General features: G+C 55.9%; 14 protein-coding genes. 12 read left to right on the forward strand and 2 right to left on the reverse strand.

Features of this window, described 5'->3' with window-relative positions; translation table 11 throughout:
- Positions 1-254 precede the first annotated feature (254 nt).
- The 12 genes from uvrA to secG all read left to right on the forward strand — a co-directional run bounded on the left by uvrA (position 255) and on the right by secG (position 13,709).
- The gene (uvrA, locus tag CIK74_RS04445) at positions 255-3,125 is read left to right on the forward strand and encodes an excinuclease ABC subunit UvrA (protein WP_096254572.1); all 2,871 of its coding nucleotides are present in this window, start codon (positions 255-257) and stop codon (positions 3,123-3,125) included.
- A 97-nt stretch (positions 3,126-3,222) separates the two neighbouring features.
- On the forward strand, positions 3,223-3,921 hold the full coding sequence (locus CIK74_RS04450) for an HAD hydrolase-like protein (protein ID WP_240520457.1): 699 nt from the start codon (positions 3,223-3,225) through the stop codon (positions 3,919-3,921).
- Positions 3,921-4,592, forward strand: coding sequence for a lysophospholipid acyltransferase family protein (locus CIK74_RS04455; RefSeq protein ID WP_096254573.1), 672 nt, complete (start codon positions 3,921-3,923; stop codon positions 4,590-4,592). The genes CIK74_RS04450 and CIK74_RS04455 overlap by 1 nt, the downstream gene beginning before the upstream one ends.
- Positions 4,593-4,594: 2 nt before the next feature.
- Entirely contained in the window at positions 4,595-6,532 is a 1,938-nt protein-coding gene (gene uvrC, locus CIK74_RS04460; RefSeq protein ID WP_096254574.1) for an excinuclease ABC subunit UvrC, read from the forward strand.
- 9 nt (positions 6,533-6,541) lie between these two features.
- Positions 6,542-7,435, forward strand: a complete 894-nt coding sequence (gene rapZ, locus CIK74_RS04465; RefSeq protein ID WP_096254575.1) for an RNase adapter RapZ — start codon at positions 6,542-6,544, stop codon at positions 7,433-7,435.
- Positions 7,436-7,441: 6 nt separating this feature from the next.
- Positions 7,442-8,467, forward strand: coding sequence for a uridine diphosphate-N-acetylglucosamine-binding protein YvcK (gene yvcK, locus CIK74_RS04470; RefSeq protein ID WP_096254576.1), 1,026 nt, complete (start codon positions 7,442-7,444; stop codon positions 8,465-8,467).
- Positions 8,468-8,494: 27 nt separating this feature from the next.
- Positions 8,495-9,475 (forward strand): DNA-binding protein WhiA, encoded by a 981-nt coding sequence (whiA, locus tag CIK74_RS04475; RefSeq protein WP_096254577.1) that lies wholly within the window; start codon positions 8,495-8,497, stop codon positions 9,473-9,475.
- A gap of 62 nt (positions 9,476-9,537) precedes the next feature.
- Entirely contained in the window at positions 9,538-10,167 is a 630-nt protein-coding gene (locus tag CIK74_RS04480) for a superoxide dismutase (protein WP_096254578.1), read from the forward strand.
- Positions 10,168-10,365: 198 nt separating this feature from the next.
- Positions 10,366-11,373, forward strand: a complete 1,008-nt coding sequence (gene gap / locus CIK74_RS04485) for a type I glyceraldehyde-3-phosphate dehydrogenase (protein WP_096254579.1) — start codon at positions 10,366-10,368, stop codon at positions 11,371-11,373.
- Positions 11,374-11,389: 16 nt separating this feature from the next.
- On the forward strand, positions 11,390-12,616 hold the full coding sequence (locus CIK74_RS04490) for a phosphoglycerate kinase (protein ID WP_096254580.1): 1,227 nt from the start codon (positions 11,390-11,392) through the stop codon (positions 12,614-12,616).
- A 3-nt stretch (positions 12,617-12,619) separates the two neighbouring features.
- Entirely contained in the window at positions 12,620-13,435 is an 816-nt protein-coding gene (gene tpiA / locus CIK74_RS04495; protein ID WP_096254581.1) for a triose-phosphate isomerase, read from the forward strand.
- Between the two features lie 22 nt (positions 13,436-13,457).
- Complete coding sequence (gene secG, locus CIK74_RS04500) at positions 13,458-13,709, forward strand: preprotein translocase subunit SecG (protein ID WP_096254582.1); 252 nt, start codon at positions 13,458-13,460, stop codon at positions 13,707-13,709.
- A gap of 66 nt (positions 13,710-13,775) precedes the next feature.
- Here the strand turns inward: secG and CIK74_RS04505 are convergent, their stop codons facing one another.
- Both CIK74_RS04505 and CIK74_RS04510 read right to left on the reverse strand, forming a co-directional pair.
- The gene (locus tag CIK74_RS04505; protein WP_096254583.1) at positions 13,776-14,498 is read right to left on the reverse strand and encodes a TrkA family potassium uptake protein; all 723 of its coding nucleotides are present in this window, start codon (positions 14,496-14,498) and stop codon (positions 13,776-13,778) included.
- Positions 14,464-15,831: a potassium transporter TrkG gene (locus tag CIK74_RS04510; protein ID WP_096254584.1), complete on the reverse strand. Its 1,368-nt coding sequence runs from the start codon at positions 15,829-15,831 to the stop codon at positions 14,464-14,466. Before CIK74_RS04510 ends, CIK74_RS04505 begins: the two co-directional genes overlap by 35 nt.
- Positions 15,832-16,027: the final 196 nt, after the last annotated feature.

The following is a 16,027-nucleotide window of genomic DNA, read 5'->3' on the forward strand; positions in this document are numbered from 1 at the left end:
ATCATCCTAACCGAAGAGCGGAGCGGCGGTCAGCGCCCTGCTCCGAGTTTGCGGGCTTGGTCGTCAACGGTTGTTCGCTGCCTTTGGTCAGGTCCTCATGGCATTGCTGCGCAGTGGGGCCGATGCCAGAAGTGCCATTGGGCCAGCACTCCGCTGAACCCGGAATACCGACGAATATCGCCCTTCGTGAAAGTCACCCCGATATGTGCCACATGCCATGTTTATTCGAAGTAGTTTTCGATTAGTATTACCTCGTGGCTATTACTGCAGAAAGCAAAAAACTCGATTTGTCCCGTCTGATCGTTAAGGGTGCGCGCGAGCATAACCTGAAGAACGTGGATGTGGATCTACCTCGTGACGCGATGATCGTCTTTACTGGCCTGTCCGGTTCGGGCAAATCATCACTGGCCTTTGACACGATTTTCGCCGAAGGACAGCGACGCTACGTGGAGTCCCTCTCCGCCTATGCGCGCATGTTCCTCGGGCAGGTCGACAAACCGGACGTAGACTTCATCGAAGGTCTTTCCCCGGCAGTGTCGATCGACCAGAAATCCACGAACCGCAATCCGCGTTCAACCGTTGGCACCATTACCGAGGTGTACGACTACATGCGCCTGCTCTGGGCCCGTGTAGGACACCCACACTGCCCTGAATGCGGTGAGCCAATTTCTAAGCAGACACCACAACAGATTGTTGACCAGCTGCTGGAAATGCCGGAGAAAACACGCTTCCAGGTGCTCGCGCCCGTGGTTCGTGCGCGCAAGGGAGAGTTCGTTGACCTGTTCGCTGAGCTATCCTCCAAGGGCTTTGCCCGCGCGCGAGTAGATGGCAAAACTATTCAGCTTTCAGACCCACCGAAGTTGGGCAAACAGATCAAGCACACCATCGAGGTAGTGGTTGATCGCCTAGCGATTAACGACACGGTGCAACAGCGCTTGACCGACTCGGTAGAAACCGCATTAAACCTTGCCGAAGGCCGTGTGCTGGTGGACTTCGTTGATCTTGAAGAAGATGATCCGAAGCGGGTACGTGCATTCTCCGAGAACCTCGCGTGCCCGAATGAGCACCCGTTGGCTATCGACGAGATTGAGCCGCGCACTTTCTCCTTTAACAACCCCTTCGGCGCATGTTCGGCCTGTAGCGGCATCGGCACCAAGCTTGAGGTTGACGAGCATCTGATCATCCCGGATCCAGAGCTTCCATTGACCGAGGGCGCCATTGCGCCGTGGTCCCTAGGCAAGGCGACTACCGAGTACTGGAACCGTCTGATCGAAGGTCTAGGCAAGGAGCTGGGGTTCACCATGGACACCGCCTGGCAAGACCTTCCGGCTGCCGCGCGCCAGGCAATCTTGCACGGCAAGGATCATAAGGTGGTCGTGCAGTACAAGAATCGCTTTGGCCGCGAACGTAAGTACTCCACCGGCTTCGAAGGTGTCATCTCCTATGTTCACCGCAAGCATCAGGAGACCGAGTCGGATCACGCTCGTGACCGTTATGAGCAGTACATGCGTCAGATCCACTGCCCGACCTGTGGTGGGGCGCGACTCAACCCGGCCTCACTGTCGGTGCTGATTGGTGGCAAATCCATCGCCGCGGTGGCAGCAATGGACCTGCGTTCGGCCGCAGAATTCCTGACGAGTCTGGAACTGAGCGAGCGCGAGGCGCAGATCGCCAACCAGGTTCTGAAGGAAATCGGCGCCCGCATGAAGTTCTTGCTAGACGTGGGGTTGGAATACTTGACCCTTGAACGTGCAGCCGGCACCTTGTCCGGTGGTGAAGCTCAGCGTATTCGTCTAGCCACACAAATCGGTTCCGGGCTGGTGGGTGTCCTCTACGTTTTGGACGAGCCATCCATTGGATTGCACCAGCGTGATAATCGCCGGTTAATTGAAACTTTGTTGCACTTGCGTTCGCTGGGCAACACTCTCATCGTGGTTGAACATGATGAGGACACCATCGCCGAGGCCGACTGGATCGTTGACATTGGGCCGGGCGCCGGTGAACACGGTGGCGAGGTAGTGCACTCAGGCTCGCTGGAAGATCTGAAGAAAAACACCCGCTCCCTGACGGGTGACTACCTCTCGGGACGTAAGCAGATTGAGTTGCCGGCCAAGCGCCGAAAGATCGATAAAAAACGTGTACTGAAGCTGGTGGGCGCGAAAGAAAACAACCTGCAAGATGTCACGGTGGACTTCCCTCTGGGCGTGCTCACCGCCATTACCGGTGTCTCTGGTTCGGGTAAGTCGACTCTCGTTAACGACATCTTGTACAAGGTGCTGGCCAATAAGCTCAATGGCGCCAAGCAGGTTCCCGGCCGCCACACCCGTGTGGTGGGTCTGGACCAGCTGGACAAGGTTGTGCATGTTGACCAGTCGCCAATTGGCCGAACCCCGCGTTCAAACCCGGCCACTTACACCGGTGTGTTTGATAACATTCGTAAGCTTTTCGCAGAAACTAACGAAGCGAAGCTACGCGGTTACCAGCCTGGTCGGTTCTCCTTTAACGTCAAGGGCGGACGCTGTGAGTCATGCTCGGGTGACGGCACGCTAAAGATCGAAATGAACTTCCTTCCTGACGTGTACGTACCGTGCGAGGTCTGCCATGGAGCGCGCTACAACCGCGAAACCTTGCAGGTGCTCTACAAGGGCAAGAACATTTCAGATGTGCTGAACATGCCGATTTCAGAGGGCGCCGAATTCTTCGCTGCCTTCACCCCGATCGCCCGCCACCTGCGCACCCTAGTCGACGTGGGGCTTGGTTATGTGCGTCTGGGGCAGCCGGCCACCACGCTGTCCGGTGGTGAAGCGCAGCGCGTGAAGCTTGCCGCAGAACTGCAGAAACGCTCTAATGGTCGCTCCATTTACGTGTTGGACGAGCCGACCACTGGGTTGCACTTCGAAGACATCCGTAAGCTGCTCAAGGTTCTGCAAGGATTGGTCGACAAGGGTAATACCGTGTTGACCATTGAACACAACCTTGATGTCATCAAGTCCGCTGACTGGGTGATCGATTTGGGTCCTGAAGGCGGTTCCGGCGGTGGCACCATTCTGGCGACCGGTAGCCCGGAGCAAGTGGCGAAGGTTGCCGCTTCACATACTGGAAAGTTCCTTTCCGAAGTTCTCTAGTTCAACAATTCACTACTGAAGCGGACCCACTGAATATGCGATTTCAGTTATGGATTGCTTACGTGAGTCCGCTTCATGGGAAGATGTCTAGGTGAATATGTCGGTAACAAGTGTGCTCTTTGATCTGGACGGGACTCTCGTGGACCCGGCAGGTTCCATAACATCCGGAATTCGTCATGCCCTAGTGGCCAATGGCGTCACCGATCCGGGGGAGGAAGCTGTCGAAGCGTTAGTGGGTCCACCCCTGCAAATCGGGTTGCGCACTCTGGACGGTGTCACCGATGGGAATATCGACCAGATCATTGCCGATTACCGGGCCCGATACGCCAAAGTTGGCATGGCAGCGTCCCGGGTTTATCCGGGTATTCGCGAACTTTTGAAAGCTCTGCGAGAAGCCGGGATCTATGTGGCGGTCACTACCGCCAAGCCAGAACCTATCGCGCGAGAGCTGATTAGCAAGCAGAACCTCGGCCCGTCGCTAGATGCAATCTTTGGCAACGCATCAGAGCACGGTTCCATGGGATCGAGCAAAACCCATATTGTCCACGCCGCGCTCACCGCAGGTAAGCTGGACCCGGCGCGCTGCGTGGTTGTGGGGGATCGGTACTACGATCTCGACGCCGCTCGTGAAAATTCGGTTGCCTCTATTGGTGTCAGCTGGGGTTTCGCGCTTGAAAACGAATTAGACGTGGCCGACCACCAGGTAGCTACCGTGCAAGAACTTGCGGTGCTACTGCTTGGTGAAGAACGTGCGGCACGGTTTGAAGGACAATTGATGCAGGAGGGCCAGAAGTAATGAGTCTTTACACTATGACCCGCTCATCTATTCGCGGGATGCTGCACACCCTGTGCCGCCCGGAAATCACCGGCCTGCATAACGTGCCCAAGGAAGGCGGCTTCATCGTCGCCTCAAATCACCTCTCTTTTCTGGACTCGATTATCGTCCAGGCACTCACCCCACGAGATGTCGCTTTTTTTGCGAAGGCGGAGTATTTCACCACGCCGGGTCTTAAAGGCAAAGCCATGAAGACCTTCTTCGAGTCTGTAGGTTCTATCCCTGTGCAGCGTGGTGAGCAGGCAGCTTCCGTGGCAGCCTTGGACTCGTTAGTTGAGATCGTTGAAAGCGGAAGCGGAATCGGTATTTATCCAGAAGGTACGCGTTCCCGTGACGGGAAGCTGTACCGAGGCCGTACTGGCGTGGGATGGTTGGCGCTGACCACAGGTGTTCCTGTGATCCCCGTGGGATTGATCGGCACAGAAAAGCTTCAGCCTGCGGGTGCGAAGGGGATTCGCCCCACCAAATTCTCCATTCATTACGGCGAACCGTTGTACTTCGAGCAGTTGGGACGTAAACACCCGCTGCCGGAGCGTCGTCGTGCCACCGACAGGATTGTCGACGCAATTGCCGAACTAAGCGGACAGGAACGCGTCGACTCGTACAACCAGCTGCCACCGGACGCGAAGTAGTTATGGCAGATCCAGCCACTTACCGTCCCCAATCATCGGATATCCCCACTAAACCCGGTGTCTATCGTTTCCGCGACGAGCACGGTCGGGTAATTTATGTCGGCAAAGCCCGTGTGTTACGCAACCGGTTGGCCTCCTACTTCGTTAACCCACAGCGGCTAACGGCTAAAACTCGTGCGATGGTATTCACCGCGGCGAGTGTTGAATGGACCACCGTAGGCTCGGAGCTTGAAGCACTGCAGCTGGAATACACCTGGATCAAGGAATACACCCCACGCTTTAACATCGTCTTCCGAGACGACAAAACCTACCCGTACCTGGCAATAACGATGGATGAGAAGTTCCCTCGTGCCTTGGTGATGCGGGGAGACAAACGTAAGGGCGTCAAATACTTTGGCCCGTTTTACCCAGCCAAAGCAATTCGCGAAACGCTCGACACTCTTTTGCGTGTATTCCCGGTCCGCACCTGCGCACCGGGCGTTTTTAAACGCGCCGAAGCGTCGGGCCGCCCTTGCCTGCTGGGCTATATCGACAAGTGCTCCGCGCCCTGTGTGGGTCGTATCAGTCCCGAGGAACACCGGGAACTAGCAGATGACCTTTGCACTTTTATGGGTGGTGAAGCAGGGAAATTCACGCGCCAACTCACCAGTCAAATGCAAGAGGCAGTGGGTAAGCTCGAGTACGAAAAGGCCGCGCGCTACCGTGATGACATTGCTGCGTTGAATAAGGTCTTCGAACGTAATGCCGTGGTTCTTGCCGAGAATACCGAGGCTGATGTTTTCGGTATTCATGCAGATGAACTCGAAGCTGCCGTGCAGGTCTTCCACGTACGAGACGGCAGAATTCGTTCACAACGCGGCTGGGTCGTGGAAAAGGTTGCGGACCTAACCGACGCCGAATTTGTGGAGCAATTACTCACTCAGGTTTATGCCGATCATGCGGACCGGATCCCACGCGAGGTACTGGTCCCTACCTTGCCTGACGATATTGAAGACGTAACAACCTGGCTGACCGAACTGCGTGGATCCAATGTTTCACTGCGGGTCGCACAGCGCGGTGACAAAGCGGCACTGGCCTCGACCGTGGTTGAAAACGCCGAACAAGCATTACGTCTGCACAAGTCCAGACGCGCCGGAGATATTTCGACTCGTTCGGCCGCAATGCAAGAACTCCAGGAAGCCCTGGGTGCGGAAACTGCGCTCTTACGTATCGAATGTTACGACGCTTCGCATACGCAGGGAACCAACGTAGTCGCCTCGATGGTGGTCTTTGAAGACGGGCTGCCGAAGAAGAGCGAGTATCGAAAATTCTCTATCACCGGCGACGCGGCGAGAGATGATACGGCCAGCATGTATGACGTCATCTACCGTCGTTTCAACAGATATCTGAAAGAAAAACTTGACCCGGATACGTTTAGTACCGGGGAAGTTGAGGCTGGAACGACCGAGAAGAGAAAATTCGCTTACCCCCCGTCGTTAGTGATTGTTGACGGTGGTCCGCCACAGGTAGCGGCCGCTCAGAAAGCCCTAGATGACTTGGGTATTGATGATATTCCGGTGGTCGGTCTAGCGAAACGTCTCGAAGAGCTCTGGTTGCCTGAAGATCCGTTCCCGGTGATTCTGCCTCGTGCTTCAGCAGCTCTATATCTAGTACAGCGACTGCGCGACGAAGCGCACCGTTTCGCCATTACGTTCCACCGGGCGAAGCGTTCTAAGTCGATGATTTCTTCGGATTTGGACGCTATTAACGGTTTGGGCAAGTCCAAACAGGAAGCGTTGCGTAAACATTTCGGGTCCATGAAAAAGATCCGTACTGCGACGCTGGAACAACTTATGGAAGTCCCCGGAGTCGGGGAAAAACTTGCGACTTCCATCAAGGAATCCTTAGAAGATACTTCACGTGCGGGTGTGAACATGACTACCGGTGAAATTGTCGACTAGCCTTGAGTTATGACCACCGAGTATGAAGCTGTAAAACCTCCGGAATCCGAGCTCGTGATCGTCACGGGCATGTCTGGCGCGGGACGAACCACTGTTGCCCATGCGCTAGAAGACCTTGGCTGGTACGTGGTGGAGAACCTCCCACCATCGATGCTGGGCATGCTCACCGAGCTGATGAGTCGATCGCGTGGAACCATTGCACGGCTTGCAGTGGTCATGGACGTTCGCTCGAAGGATTTGTTCCCAGAGATTCGTGAATCTTTGGCCCTGCTGACCAGTGGCGGGGTGAAGTACCGCATGGTTTATCTGGATGCCAGCGACGAAGTCCTGGTTCGCCGGTTCGAACAGGGTCGCCGCCCGCACCCGTTGCAGGAAGACGGGCGTATCCTCGACGGTATTCAACGTGAGCGTGACGTTACAGGACCACTGCGTGAAGCTGCCGAACTGATCTTGGACTCGACCTCAATGTCGGTCCATGACCTTGCGCGTTCGGCCACCGAGCTGTTTGCTGAATCTGGGCCAATTATTCTGCGTATTAACGTGATGAGCTTTGGGTTCAAATATGGTCTTCCTACCGACGCCAACTACGTGGCGGATGTACGTTTCATTCCGAATCCACACTGGGTTCCCGAGCTACGCCCGCAGACCGGAAAAGACAAAGAAGTCTCAGATTACGTCTTGAGTCAGCCGGGGACCAATGAATTTATCACTAATTACCTGAAGGCACTTGAACCTGTATTTGAGGGCTACCGCCGCGAAAACAAGCACTATGCCACCATCGCTGTGGGTTGCACCGGCGGTAAGCACCGTTCAGTCGCGACTACCATCGAATTGGGGCGTCGCTTGGCGCAGCTGCCAAATGTGCGAGTGAATATCACGCACCGTGATCTAGGCCGGGAGTAGTCTTCGATGGCATTCGCAACGGGACCGATCCCGATTCAGGGTCTTACCCGGCCCGATGATATGCGCAACCCTTCGGTGGTTGCGTTGGGTGGAGGACATGGTCTGTCCGCCTCACTTTCGGCACTTCGCCGACTAACTACCGAATTGACCGCGGTAGTGACGGTAGCAGACGACGGTGGCAGCTCAGGTCGCTTACGCGGCTCCTTTGACGTCTTGCCTCCAGGAGATTTGCGCATGGCGCTCGCAGCGCTCTGTGACGATAATGACTGGGGCCGCACTTGGCGCGATGTCATGCAACACCGGTTTAAATCGGATGAGTATCCCGAAGAACCGCTCAATGGTCACGCGGTGGGTAACCTGCTGATTCTCGCACTTTGGGAACTGCTGGATAATCCAGTGGCCGGCTTGCGCTGGGCCGGTGCGCTATTGGGCGCACGCGGTCAGGTACTTCCGATGAGCACCGTTCCTTTGTCCATTCATGGTGAAGTCCTTGAAGCGGACGAAGTGACCGATACCTTAATTAAGAGACGCATTGACGGGCAAGCCCGACTGGCAGCTGCCGGGGGTGGGGGACTGGTCGCTAACGTTCATCTCGAACCAGTTGATGCGCCTGCTTGTTCCGAAGCGTTGGACGCGATTGAGCTGGCCGACTGGGTCATCCTTGGCCCAGGGTCTTGGTATACCTCGGTGTTGCCACATTTATTGCTACCCGATATGCGTCAGGCCCTTGCCGACACAACCGCTAAAAAACTGCTGACGATGAACTTGGCCACGGACACCGCGGAAACCAGTGGAATGGACGCTGCAGCGCATCTTGAAGTATTAGGACGCTACGCTCCAGAAGTAAAATTTGATGCGATTATCGCAGATGAAGCGCGGATTCGTAACAAGGAGAGATTTGAGCTGGCAGCGCAAAAACTCGGTGCGCGTGTCTTCTTTAGTAGAGTAGGGGTATCTGACGGTCGTGCCGAGCACGACCCGTTGCGCTTAGCGGCGGCCTATCATGAGGTGTTTACCGCAATAGGGTCCTAATCGGATCTATGTAAGGGAGTTTGATTCATGGCATTGACGGCTTCCGTCAAAGACGAGCTGTCGCGGGTTGAGATTCGCAAGCCATCGGTACGTAAGGCCGAGGTTTCGACCATGCTCCGCTTCAGCGGCGGACTACATATTGTCTCCGGGCGAATAGTTATCGAGGCCGAGGTTGACTTGGCTGCGACCGCTCGCAGACTCAAGGTCGCCATTGGCGAGCTCTACGGGCACGACGCAGAGATTGTCATGGTCTCTGGTTCCGGAATCCGCAAGGGTAGTCGATACATCGTGCGCGTTGCCAAGGATGGCGAAGTTTTAGCGCGGCAGACCGGCCTGCTAGATCAGCGTGGACGTCCCGTGCGTGGGCTTCCCTCGGTGATTGTTAACGGTTCCACCGCGGATGCGGAAGCGGTCTGGCGCGGTGCGTTCTTATCGCATGGTTCGTTGACCGAACCTGGACGCAGTTCCGCATTAGAAATCACTTGCCCTGGGCCGGAAGCCGCACTGGCTCTGGTCGGTGCTGCTCGACGTCTTGACCTCACCGTTAAAGCGCGCGAGGTACGTGGCGTGGACCGCGTGGTCATTCGCGATGGCGATGCTATCGCTCAGCTTTTGACCCGTATGGGTGCACATGATGCACTCATGGTGTGGGAGGAACGTCGGATGCGTAAAGAGGTTCGCGCAACCGCGAACCGCCTAGCGAACTTCGACGATGCTAACCTGCGCCGCAGTGCACAGGCCGCCGTAGCTGCCGGCGCCCGTGTAGAGCGGGCGCTAGAAATTCTTGGTGACGAGGTGCCCGAGCATCTGCGTTACGCCGGAGTCCTGCGTCTGGAGCACAAGCAAGCGTCATTGGACGAGCTGGGTCGCATGGCCGAGCCGCCGATGACCAAAGACGCGATCGCCGGTCGCATTCGCCGCCTTTTGGCGATGGCTGATAAAAAAGCCGGTGATATGGGAATACCTGGCACTGAGTCCAGTGTTCCAGTAGATGAACTGGAACAGTAAAAATTGTCCCCGCGGGAGACCTTCCGCGGAGATTCAACCAATTGAGAAGATTGAGGAGAATCATGGCTGTTTATTCACTGCCTGAATTGCAGTACGACTACGCTGCACTAGAGCCGAACATCTCGGCTCGCATCATGGAGCTGCACCACTCGAAGCACCACGCAACCTACGTTGCTGGCGCAAACTCGGCGTTGGAGCAGTTGGCAGAAGCTCGCGAAAAGGGCGAATTCGGTAACATCCCGAAGCTTTCGAAGGACCTGGCGTTCCACTTGGGTGGACACACCAACCACTCGATCTTCTGGAACAACCTCTCCCCAGAGGGTGGCGACAAGCCAGTCGGCGAGTTGGCAGCAGCCCTGGACGAGTTCTTCGGCTCGTTCGACGCTTTCCGCGGCCACTTCACCGCTTCGGCCATGAGCCTGCAGGGTTCGGGTTGGGCAATCTTGGCTTACGAGCCACTGGGCGGCCAGCTGGTCATCGAGCAGCTCTACGATCAGCAGGGCAACGTTCCAGTCGGAACCATCCCACTGTTGATGCTGGACATGTGGGAGCACGCCTTCTACCTGGACTACGTCAACGTTAAGGCTGACTACGTCAAGGCCTTCTGGAACATCGTGAACTGGGCAGATGTCCAGGCACGCTTCGAAGCAGCCCGCACCGGCGCCGCTTCGCTCATCGTTCCAGGTAAGTAATTTTCATTGAATTAACCTTCGGGTAATTCACCTCACATTTTCCGCGTTTATCGCGTAGAATGTTTCAAGTGTGTTGCGGACCTCGCGTCTAGCGAGGTCCGCAATCACGGCACAACGGAGTGTCCTCTTAGATAAGCAGGCCACCTCCGTGAAAAGCACGGTTGTGGCAACGTCATCCCATTTAGAGGAGATAGTCACGTGACAACTCGTGTTGGAATCAATGGTTTCGGTCGAATCGGACGCAACTTCCTGCGTGCAACTCTTGCACACAACGCAGACATCGACATCGTCGCCGTCAATGACCTTGGTTCAATCGATTCCCTTGCTCACCTGGTGAAATTTGATTCCGTGCTCGGCCCAGTCGGCCAGCCGGTATCCGTAGACGGCGATACCATCGTCGTCGGAGAACGTCGCATCAAGGTTCTGTCCGAGCGCGACCCGGCAAACCTTCCATGGGGCGAGATGAACGTCGATGTCGTCATCGAATCGACGGGCTTCTTCACCAAAGCCGAAGACGCCAAGAAGCACATTGCTGCTGGCGCAAAAAAAGTCATCATCTCGGCTCCGGCCAAGGATGAAGACATCACTATCGTGATGGGTGCCAACCACGAGAAGTATGATCCGGCAAACCACCACATCATCTCCAATGCTTCATGCACCACCAACTGCTTGGCCCCTATGGCCAAGGTGTTGAATGATGAATTCGGCATTGTTGACGGTCTAATGACCACCATTCACGCCTACACCGCAGACCAGCGCCTGCAAGATGCCCCGCATAGCGATCCTCGCCGTGCGCGTGCCGCAGCGCTGAATGTCATCCCAACTTCCACCGGTGCCGCCAAGGCCATCGGTGTGGTCCTGCCAGAGTTGAAGGGCAAGCTCAACGGTTACGCCATGCGCGTGCCGGTTCCAACGGGCTCAGCTACCGACCTGACGGTCAACCTGGCACGTACCGCCACCGTGGAAGAGATCAACGCGGCCTTCGAGAAGGCTGCAACCGAAGGCAAGATGGCTGAGTACCTTGAGTACTCGACCGATCCATTGGTTTCCTCGGATATTGTGACGAACTCTCACTCGGCTATTTTTGACTCTGGTTTGACTACGGTGATCGGCAATACCGCCAAGGTTGTGGCATGGTACGACAACGAGTGGGGTTACTCTTCGCGACTCGTTGACCTTGTTGAATTCGTGGGATCAAGCCTCTAGTCGATAACCTAGAGACATGACTTCTCACACTCTCGACGATTTACTCGCTGACGGTGTCCGCGGGCGGTACGTTTTGGTTCGTAGTGACCTGAATGTACCGCTCGACGGGGCGACCGTAACTGATGACGGACGCGTACGCGCGTCCCTTCCGGTGATCACCAAACTGACCGAGGCTGGCGCCAAGGTCATCGTGATGGCGCACCTGGGCCGCCCAAAGGGTCAGGTCGATTCGAAGTATTCCATCGCTCCGGCAGCACATCGGTTGAACGAGTTATCCGACTTTGAGGTCAGTGTAGCAACCGACGTTGTGGGCGATTCTGCTCGCGAGTCCGCTGCAGCGCTGACCGAAGGTTCGGTTCTCGTACTTGAAAACGTGCGTTTCGACGCTCGTGAAACCTCCAAGGTGGATGCCGAGCGCGAGGAATTCGCTAAGGCCTTGACTCTGCTGACCGGCGATAACGGCGCGTATGTGAACGATGCCTTTGGCGCGGTTCACCGTAAGCACGCTTCGGTCTTCGACATTGCGGCTTTGCTGCCTAGCTATCAGGGCGATCTCGTCGCTACTGAGATCAAGGTTCTCAAGACCCTAACCGAGGCTCCGAAGCGTCCCTACGTTGTCGTTTTGGGCGGTTCAAAGGTTTCGGACAAGCTTGCGGTCATTGACAACTTGCTTGGCAAAGCAGATCAGTTGCTGATCGGTGGAGGCATGGCGTTCACCTTCCTGAAGGCTCAGGGGCACGCTATTGGCGGATCCTTGCTTGAAGAAGATCAGATTTCTGTCTGCCAGGAATACCTGACCCGAGCTGAAAAGCTTGGCTGCGACATCATTGTTCCTAGTGACGTGGTGGTGGCCAGCAAGTTTGGTGCCGACGCCGAGCACGAGGTGCTTGACGCCGACAAGATCGAGGACGCAAGCTTCGGCGCTAACGGTTTGGGCTTGGACATTGGTCCAAAGTCTGCGGAACTGTTCGCCAGCTACATCACGAGTGCAAACACGGTGTTCTGGAACGGCCCAATGGGCGTCTTTGAAATCCCAGCTTTTGCCGAGGGTACCCGTACGGTGGCCCAGGCTCTGGCTGATTCCGAGGCGTTCAGCGTAGTTGGCGGTGGCGATTCTGCTGCTGCGGTACGTGCATTGGGCTTCTCTGAGGATGATTTCGGCCATATTTCCACTGGTGGCGGAGCGTCACTTGAATACCTTGAAGGTAAGACCCTGCCCGGTGTTGCCGCTTTGGAAGGCTAAATTATGACGATGTCGAATAACGGCGCCTATGTGCGTCAGCCGCTAATTGCCGGCAACTGGAAGATGAACATGGACCACGTCCAGGGCATCACTCTGGTGCAGAAATTGGCGTGGACTCTGAAGGATGCACAGCACGACTATGATCGCGCTGAGGTTGCGGTGTTCCCACCGTTTACCGACATCCGTGGTGTGCAGACCCTGACCCTTGGCGATAAGCTGGACGTCGTTTATGGCGCTCAGGATTTGTCCGCCCAGGATTCGGGTGCGTACACCGGAGAAATTTCCGGTCAGTTCCTGAACAAGCTCGGTTGCAGCTATGTGCTGGTTGGCCACTCGGAGCGACGTGAGTACCACAACGAGACCAACGCAGTGGTGGCCGCGAAGCTTACCGCCGCTTACCGCCACGAGGTGACCCCGGTACTTTGTGTTGGGGAAGGCCTTGAGGTGCGTCAGGCAAGCGAACACGTTGCTTACACGCTGACACAGCTTGCCGAGTCGTTGGAGGGCATTACCGCCGAGCAGGCAGCAACCCTGGTTGTAGCCTACGAACCGGTATGGGCCATTGGAACCGGTGAAGTTGCCGGACCAGCAGACGCTCAGGAAATGTGTTCCGCGATTCGTGGGGCACTGACGGAGCGTTTCGGTGAAGAAGTTGCGCAGAAGGCGCGCCTGCTTTACGGTGGCAGTGTCAAGGCTGCAAACGCCGCCGCAATCATGCGCGAACGAGATGTTGATGGCGTGTTGGTCGGTGGTGCTAGCTTGGATGCCGAAGAATTTGCTAATATTGTAAGGTTCGAGCACCATCTGGTCACCGACTGAATCTAATTAAGGAACCGTCGACTTGGATATCATCAAGATCATTCTGCAAGTACTACTGGGCATTACCAGTGTCTTGCTAACCCTCCTGATCCTGCTTCATAAGGGTCGAGGCGGCGGTATGTCCGACATGTTCGGTGGCGGCATGACCAGCTCGATGGGTTCGTCAGGCGTTGCCGAGCGCAACCTGAACCGAATCACCATTATTTTGGGTCTGGTCTGGGGCGCCGTCATTATCGGTCTGGCGCTAGTGATGCGATTTAGCGTCGAGTCATAAGCGACTAAAATTTGAGGGTCTCACGTAAGTGGGACCCTCAAATTCGTTAAGCTTGCGTGCATCCTGTTAACGTAGCTGCCCAAATCGATCAGTATCTACGGTGGAGCCGAGCACCAGCACCCGATCGCCTTCATTGAGCACGGTGTCTACATCGGTGTTCTGCCAGATACCTGTTCCGCTGGCCTTGGCCGCGATGGTCACCCGGTACTTTTTTCTTGTCTGAGTTTCGCTCAACGGAATCCCACAGAGAGACTTTGGCGCCATCATCTTAACCATGGCGTATCCGGGGTCCACTTCCAGGTAATCCATGATTGACCCGCGGACCAGGTGGGCCACCCTGCGGCCCATGTCTTTTTCTGGATAGACGATATGGTTAACGCCGAGTTGATCAAGTATCAGCCCATGCCTGTCATCTTGCGCCTTCGCCCAAATCAGCGGAATCTTCATGCTCACAAGTAGAGAACAGCACAAGATTGAGGACTGCAGGTGGCTGCCCACGGCAACAACTACTCGGTCAAAGTCATGGATGGCTAGCTGTTCAAGAACCTCCCGGCGGGAGGCATCGGCCTTGACTACCTGCGTCAATTCGCCATTGAGCGCCTGAACATTGTCCTCATGCTGGTCAATACCCAATACATGAGTGCCGGTTTTCATCAGCTCTAACGCAAGTGAACTGCCAAAGCGGCCCAACCCAATGACAGCCACCGAATCGGCAGTGGCGGCAATCTTCGATTCTGAACGGAAATTTAGTAGCTTAGCCAATGGCCGGCCTTTCTTTGGGGAGCTCATAGAGAGCCTTTCGATTGCGCAGGGCTAGTGCAGAGCCTAGGGAAAGCACTCCCACGCGCCCCAGATACATCAGAGTTATCAACACTGCTTTGGCCGCGTCGGGCAGGTCCGCGGTGATGCCCGTACTCAGCCCGACGGTACCAAAAGCCGACGACGCTTCGAAGAGGCAACGATCCAGTGAGTAGTCGGTAAACAACACCAAGCACATAGTCCCGGCAAAAACTGCTGCGGCACCCAGTAATGCAACGGTGAGCGCTTGGCGATGGACCGAACGTGAGAGACGTTTGCCCAACACTTTCACGGCAGCATCTCCACGTAGCTCAGTAATGATGATGAATGCCAAGACCGCAACCGTCGTGATCTTTATGCCACCAGCAGTACCAGCCGGTCCGGCGCCGATAAACATGAGCACATCCATGCCTAGCCAGGTTGCCGGATGCATGGCTCCGATGTCGATGGAGTTGAAACCCGCGGTACGCGTCTGCACTGATTGGAAGAATCCGGCCAAGAGGCGGCCTGCTGGATCCAGTGCTCCGAGCGTCTTGGGGTTGTTCCATTCCATTATTGTGATGAATGCGGTGCCGCCGACGAGCAGAATCGCTGTCATCAGCAAGACCAGTCGAGTATTCATACTCCATTTCAGGGTGTTCGAACCGTAACGGCGCAGCTGTACGAGCACGGGGAATCCTAGACCGCCGAGGATGATGGCAAAGCTGATCGGTAGGCTAATCCACGGGTCGTCAACAAAGCCCATGAGATTATCCGAATACAAGGCAAAGCCGGCATTGTTAAAGGCCGAGATCGAATGGAATGCGCCATGCCACAGGGCCAACGGCAAGCTGTGGTCGTAGCTGAGCCAGAACCGGATGGCCAACACACAGGCCGTGAGTGCTTCGATGGACAGGGACAGGAATAACACCGTCTTCGCGGCGGTGCGGATATCCTTCCCACTGAGTGCGCTGCTTTCGCGTTGACTGGAGAGCCGGGTAAGCGTGCCAATTTTTCCCATCAACAACATGCTCAACAGCGACGCGACGAGCATGATCCCTAAGCCACCGAGCTGGATGAGCGCAATGATGATGATTTTGCCGAAGAGGGTGTAGTAGGTCGCCGTGTCCACCACGGTCAGCCCGGTCACGCAGACTGCGGAAGTCGCGGTGAAAATCGCATCGACCAAGGAAGTGAATTGGCCTTCGCTGTTCGCCCACGGACTAGCTAGCAATAAGCCGCCAACAAGAATCGCACCTAAGAATCCCAATGCGACGACCTGGGCTGGTTGTGCCAGTGAAATTTGTCCCCGGCTGTGCGGGGGTCTAGATGAATTTGCGCGCATAGTTTCACATCGTTCGAAGTTGCATCGTGCTTATGCGCGAGCGGGAGTAACGAATGAAATACTACGCCTGAACCGTGTTTTGTCTAGTGTGATTTGTAGCGCATATTAGCGGCTCAAAAAGCGAAGGGACCAAGCGTAGCGGAAGCCCCGATTGTCACCCCTCTGGGTTGTTTTCGAGGGGTGACTAATCGTCGGT

The sequence above is a fragment of the Glutamicibacter sp. BW77 genome, assembly GCF_002332285.1.
Lineage (GTDB): Bacteria > Actinomycetota > Actinomycetes > Actinomycetales > Micrococcaceae > Glutamicibacter > Glutamicibacter bergerei.

Excerpts from the sequence above, each read along its gene's own strand:
- CIK74_RS04450 (WP_240520457.1), top strand. The coding sequence starts at position 3,223 with ATGTCGGTAACAAGTGTGCTCTTTGATCTGGACGGGACTCTCGTGGAC.
- CIK74_RS04455 (WP_096254573.1), top strand. The coding sequence starts at position 3,921 with ATGAGTCTTTACACTATGACCCGCTCATCTATTCGCGGGATGCTGCAC.
- uvrC (WP_096254574.1), top strand. The coding sequence starts at position 4,595 with ATGGCAGATCCAGCCACTTACCGTCCCCAATCATCGGATATCCCCACT.
- rapZ (WP_096254575.1), top strand. The coding sequence starts at position 6,542 with ATGACCACCGAGTATGAAGCTGTAAAACCTCCGGAATCCGAGCTCGTG.
- yvcK (WP_096254576.1), top strand. The coding sequence starts at position 7,442 with ATGGCATTCGCAACGGGACCGATCCCGATTCAGGGTCTTACCCGGCCC.
- whiA (WP_096254577.1), top strand. The coding sequence starts at position 8,495 with ATGGCATTGACGGCTTCCGTCAAAGACGAGCTGTCGCGGGTTGAGATT.
- CIK74_RS04480 (WP_096254578.1), top strand. The coding sequence starts at position 9,538 with ATGGCTGTTTATTCACTGCCTGAATTGCAGTACGACTACGCTGCACTA.
- CIK74_RS04490 (WP_096254580.1), top strand. The coding sequence starts at position 11,390 with ATGACTTCTCACACTCTCGACGATTTACTCGCTGACGGTGTCCGCGGG.
- tpiA (WP_096254581.1), top strand. The coding sequence starts at position 12,620 with ATGACGATGTCGAATAACGGCGCCTATGTGCGTCAGCCGCTAATTGCC.
- CIK74_RS04505 (WP_096254583.1), bottom strand. The coding sequence starts at position 14,498 with ATGAGCTCCCCAAAGAAAGGCCGGCCATTGGCTAAGCTACTAAATTTC.
- CIK74_RS04510 (WP_096254584.1), bottom strand. The coding sequence starts at position 15,831 with ATGCGCGCAAATTCATCTAGACCCCCGCACAGCCGGGGACAAATTTCA.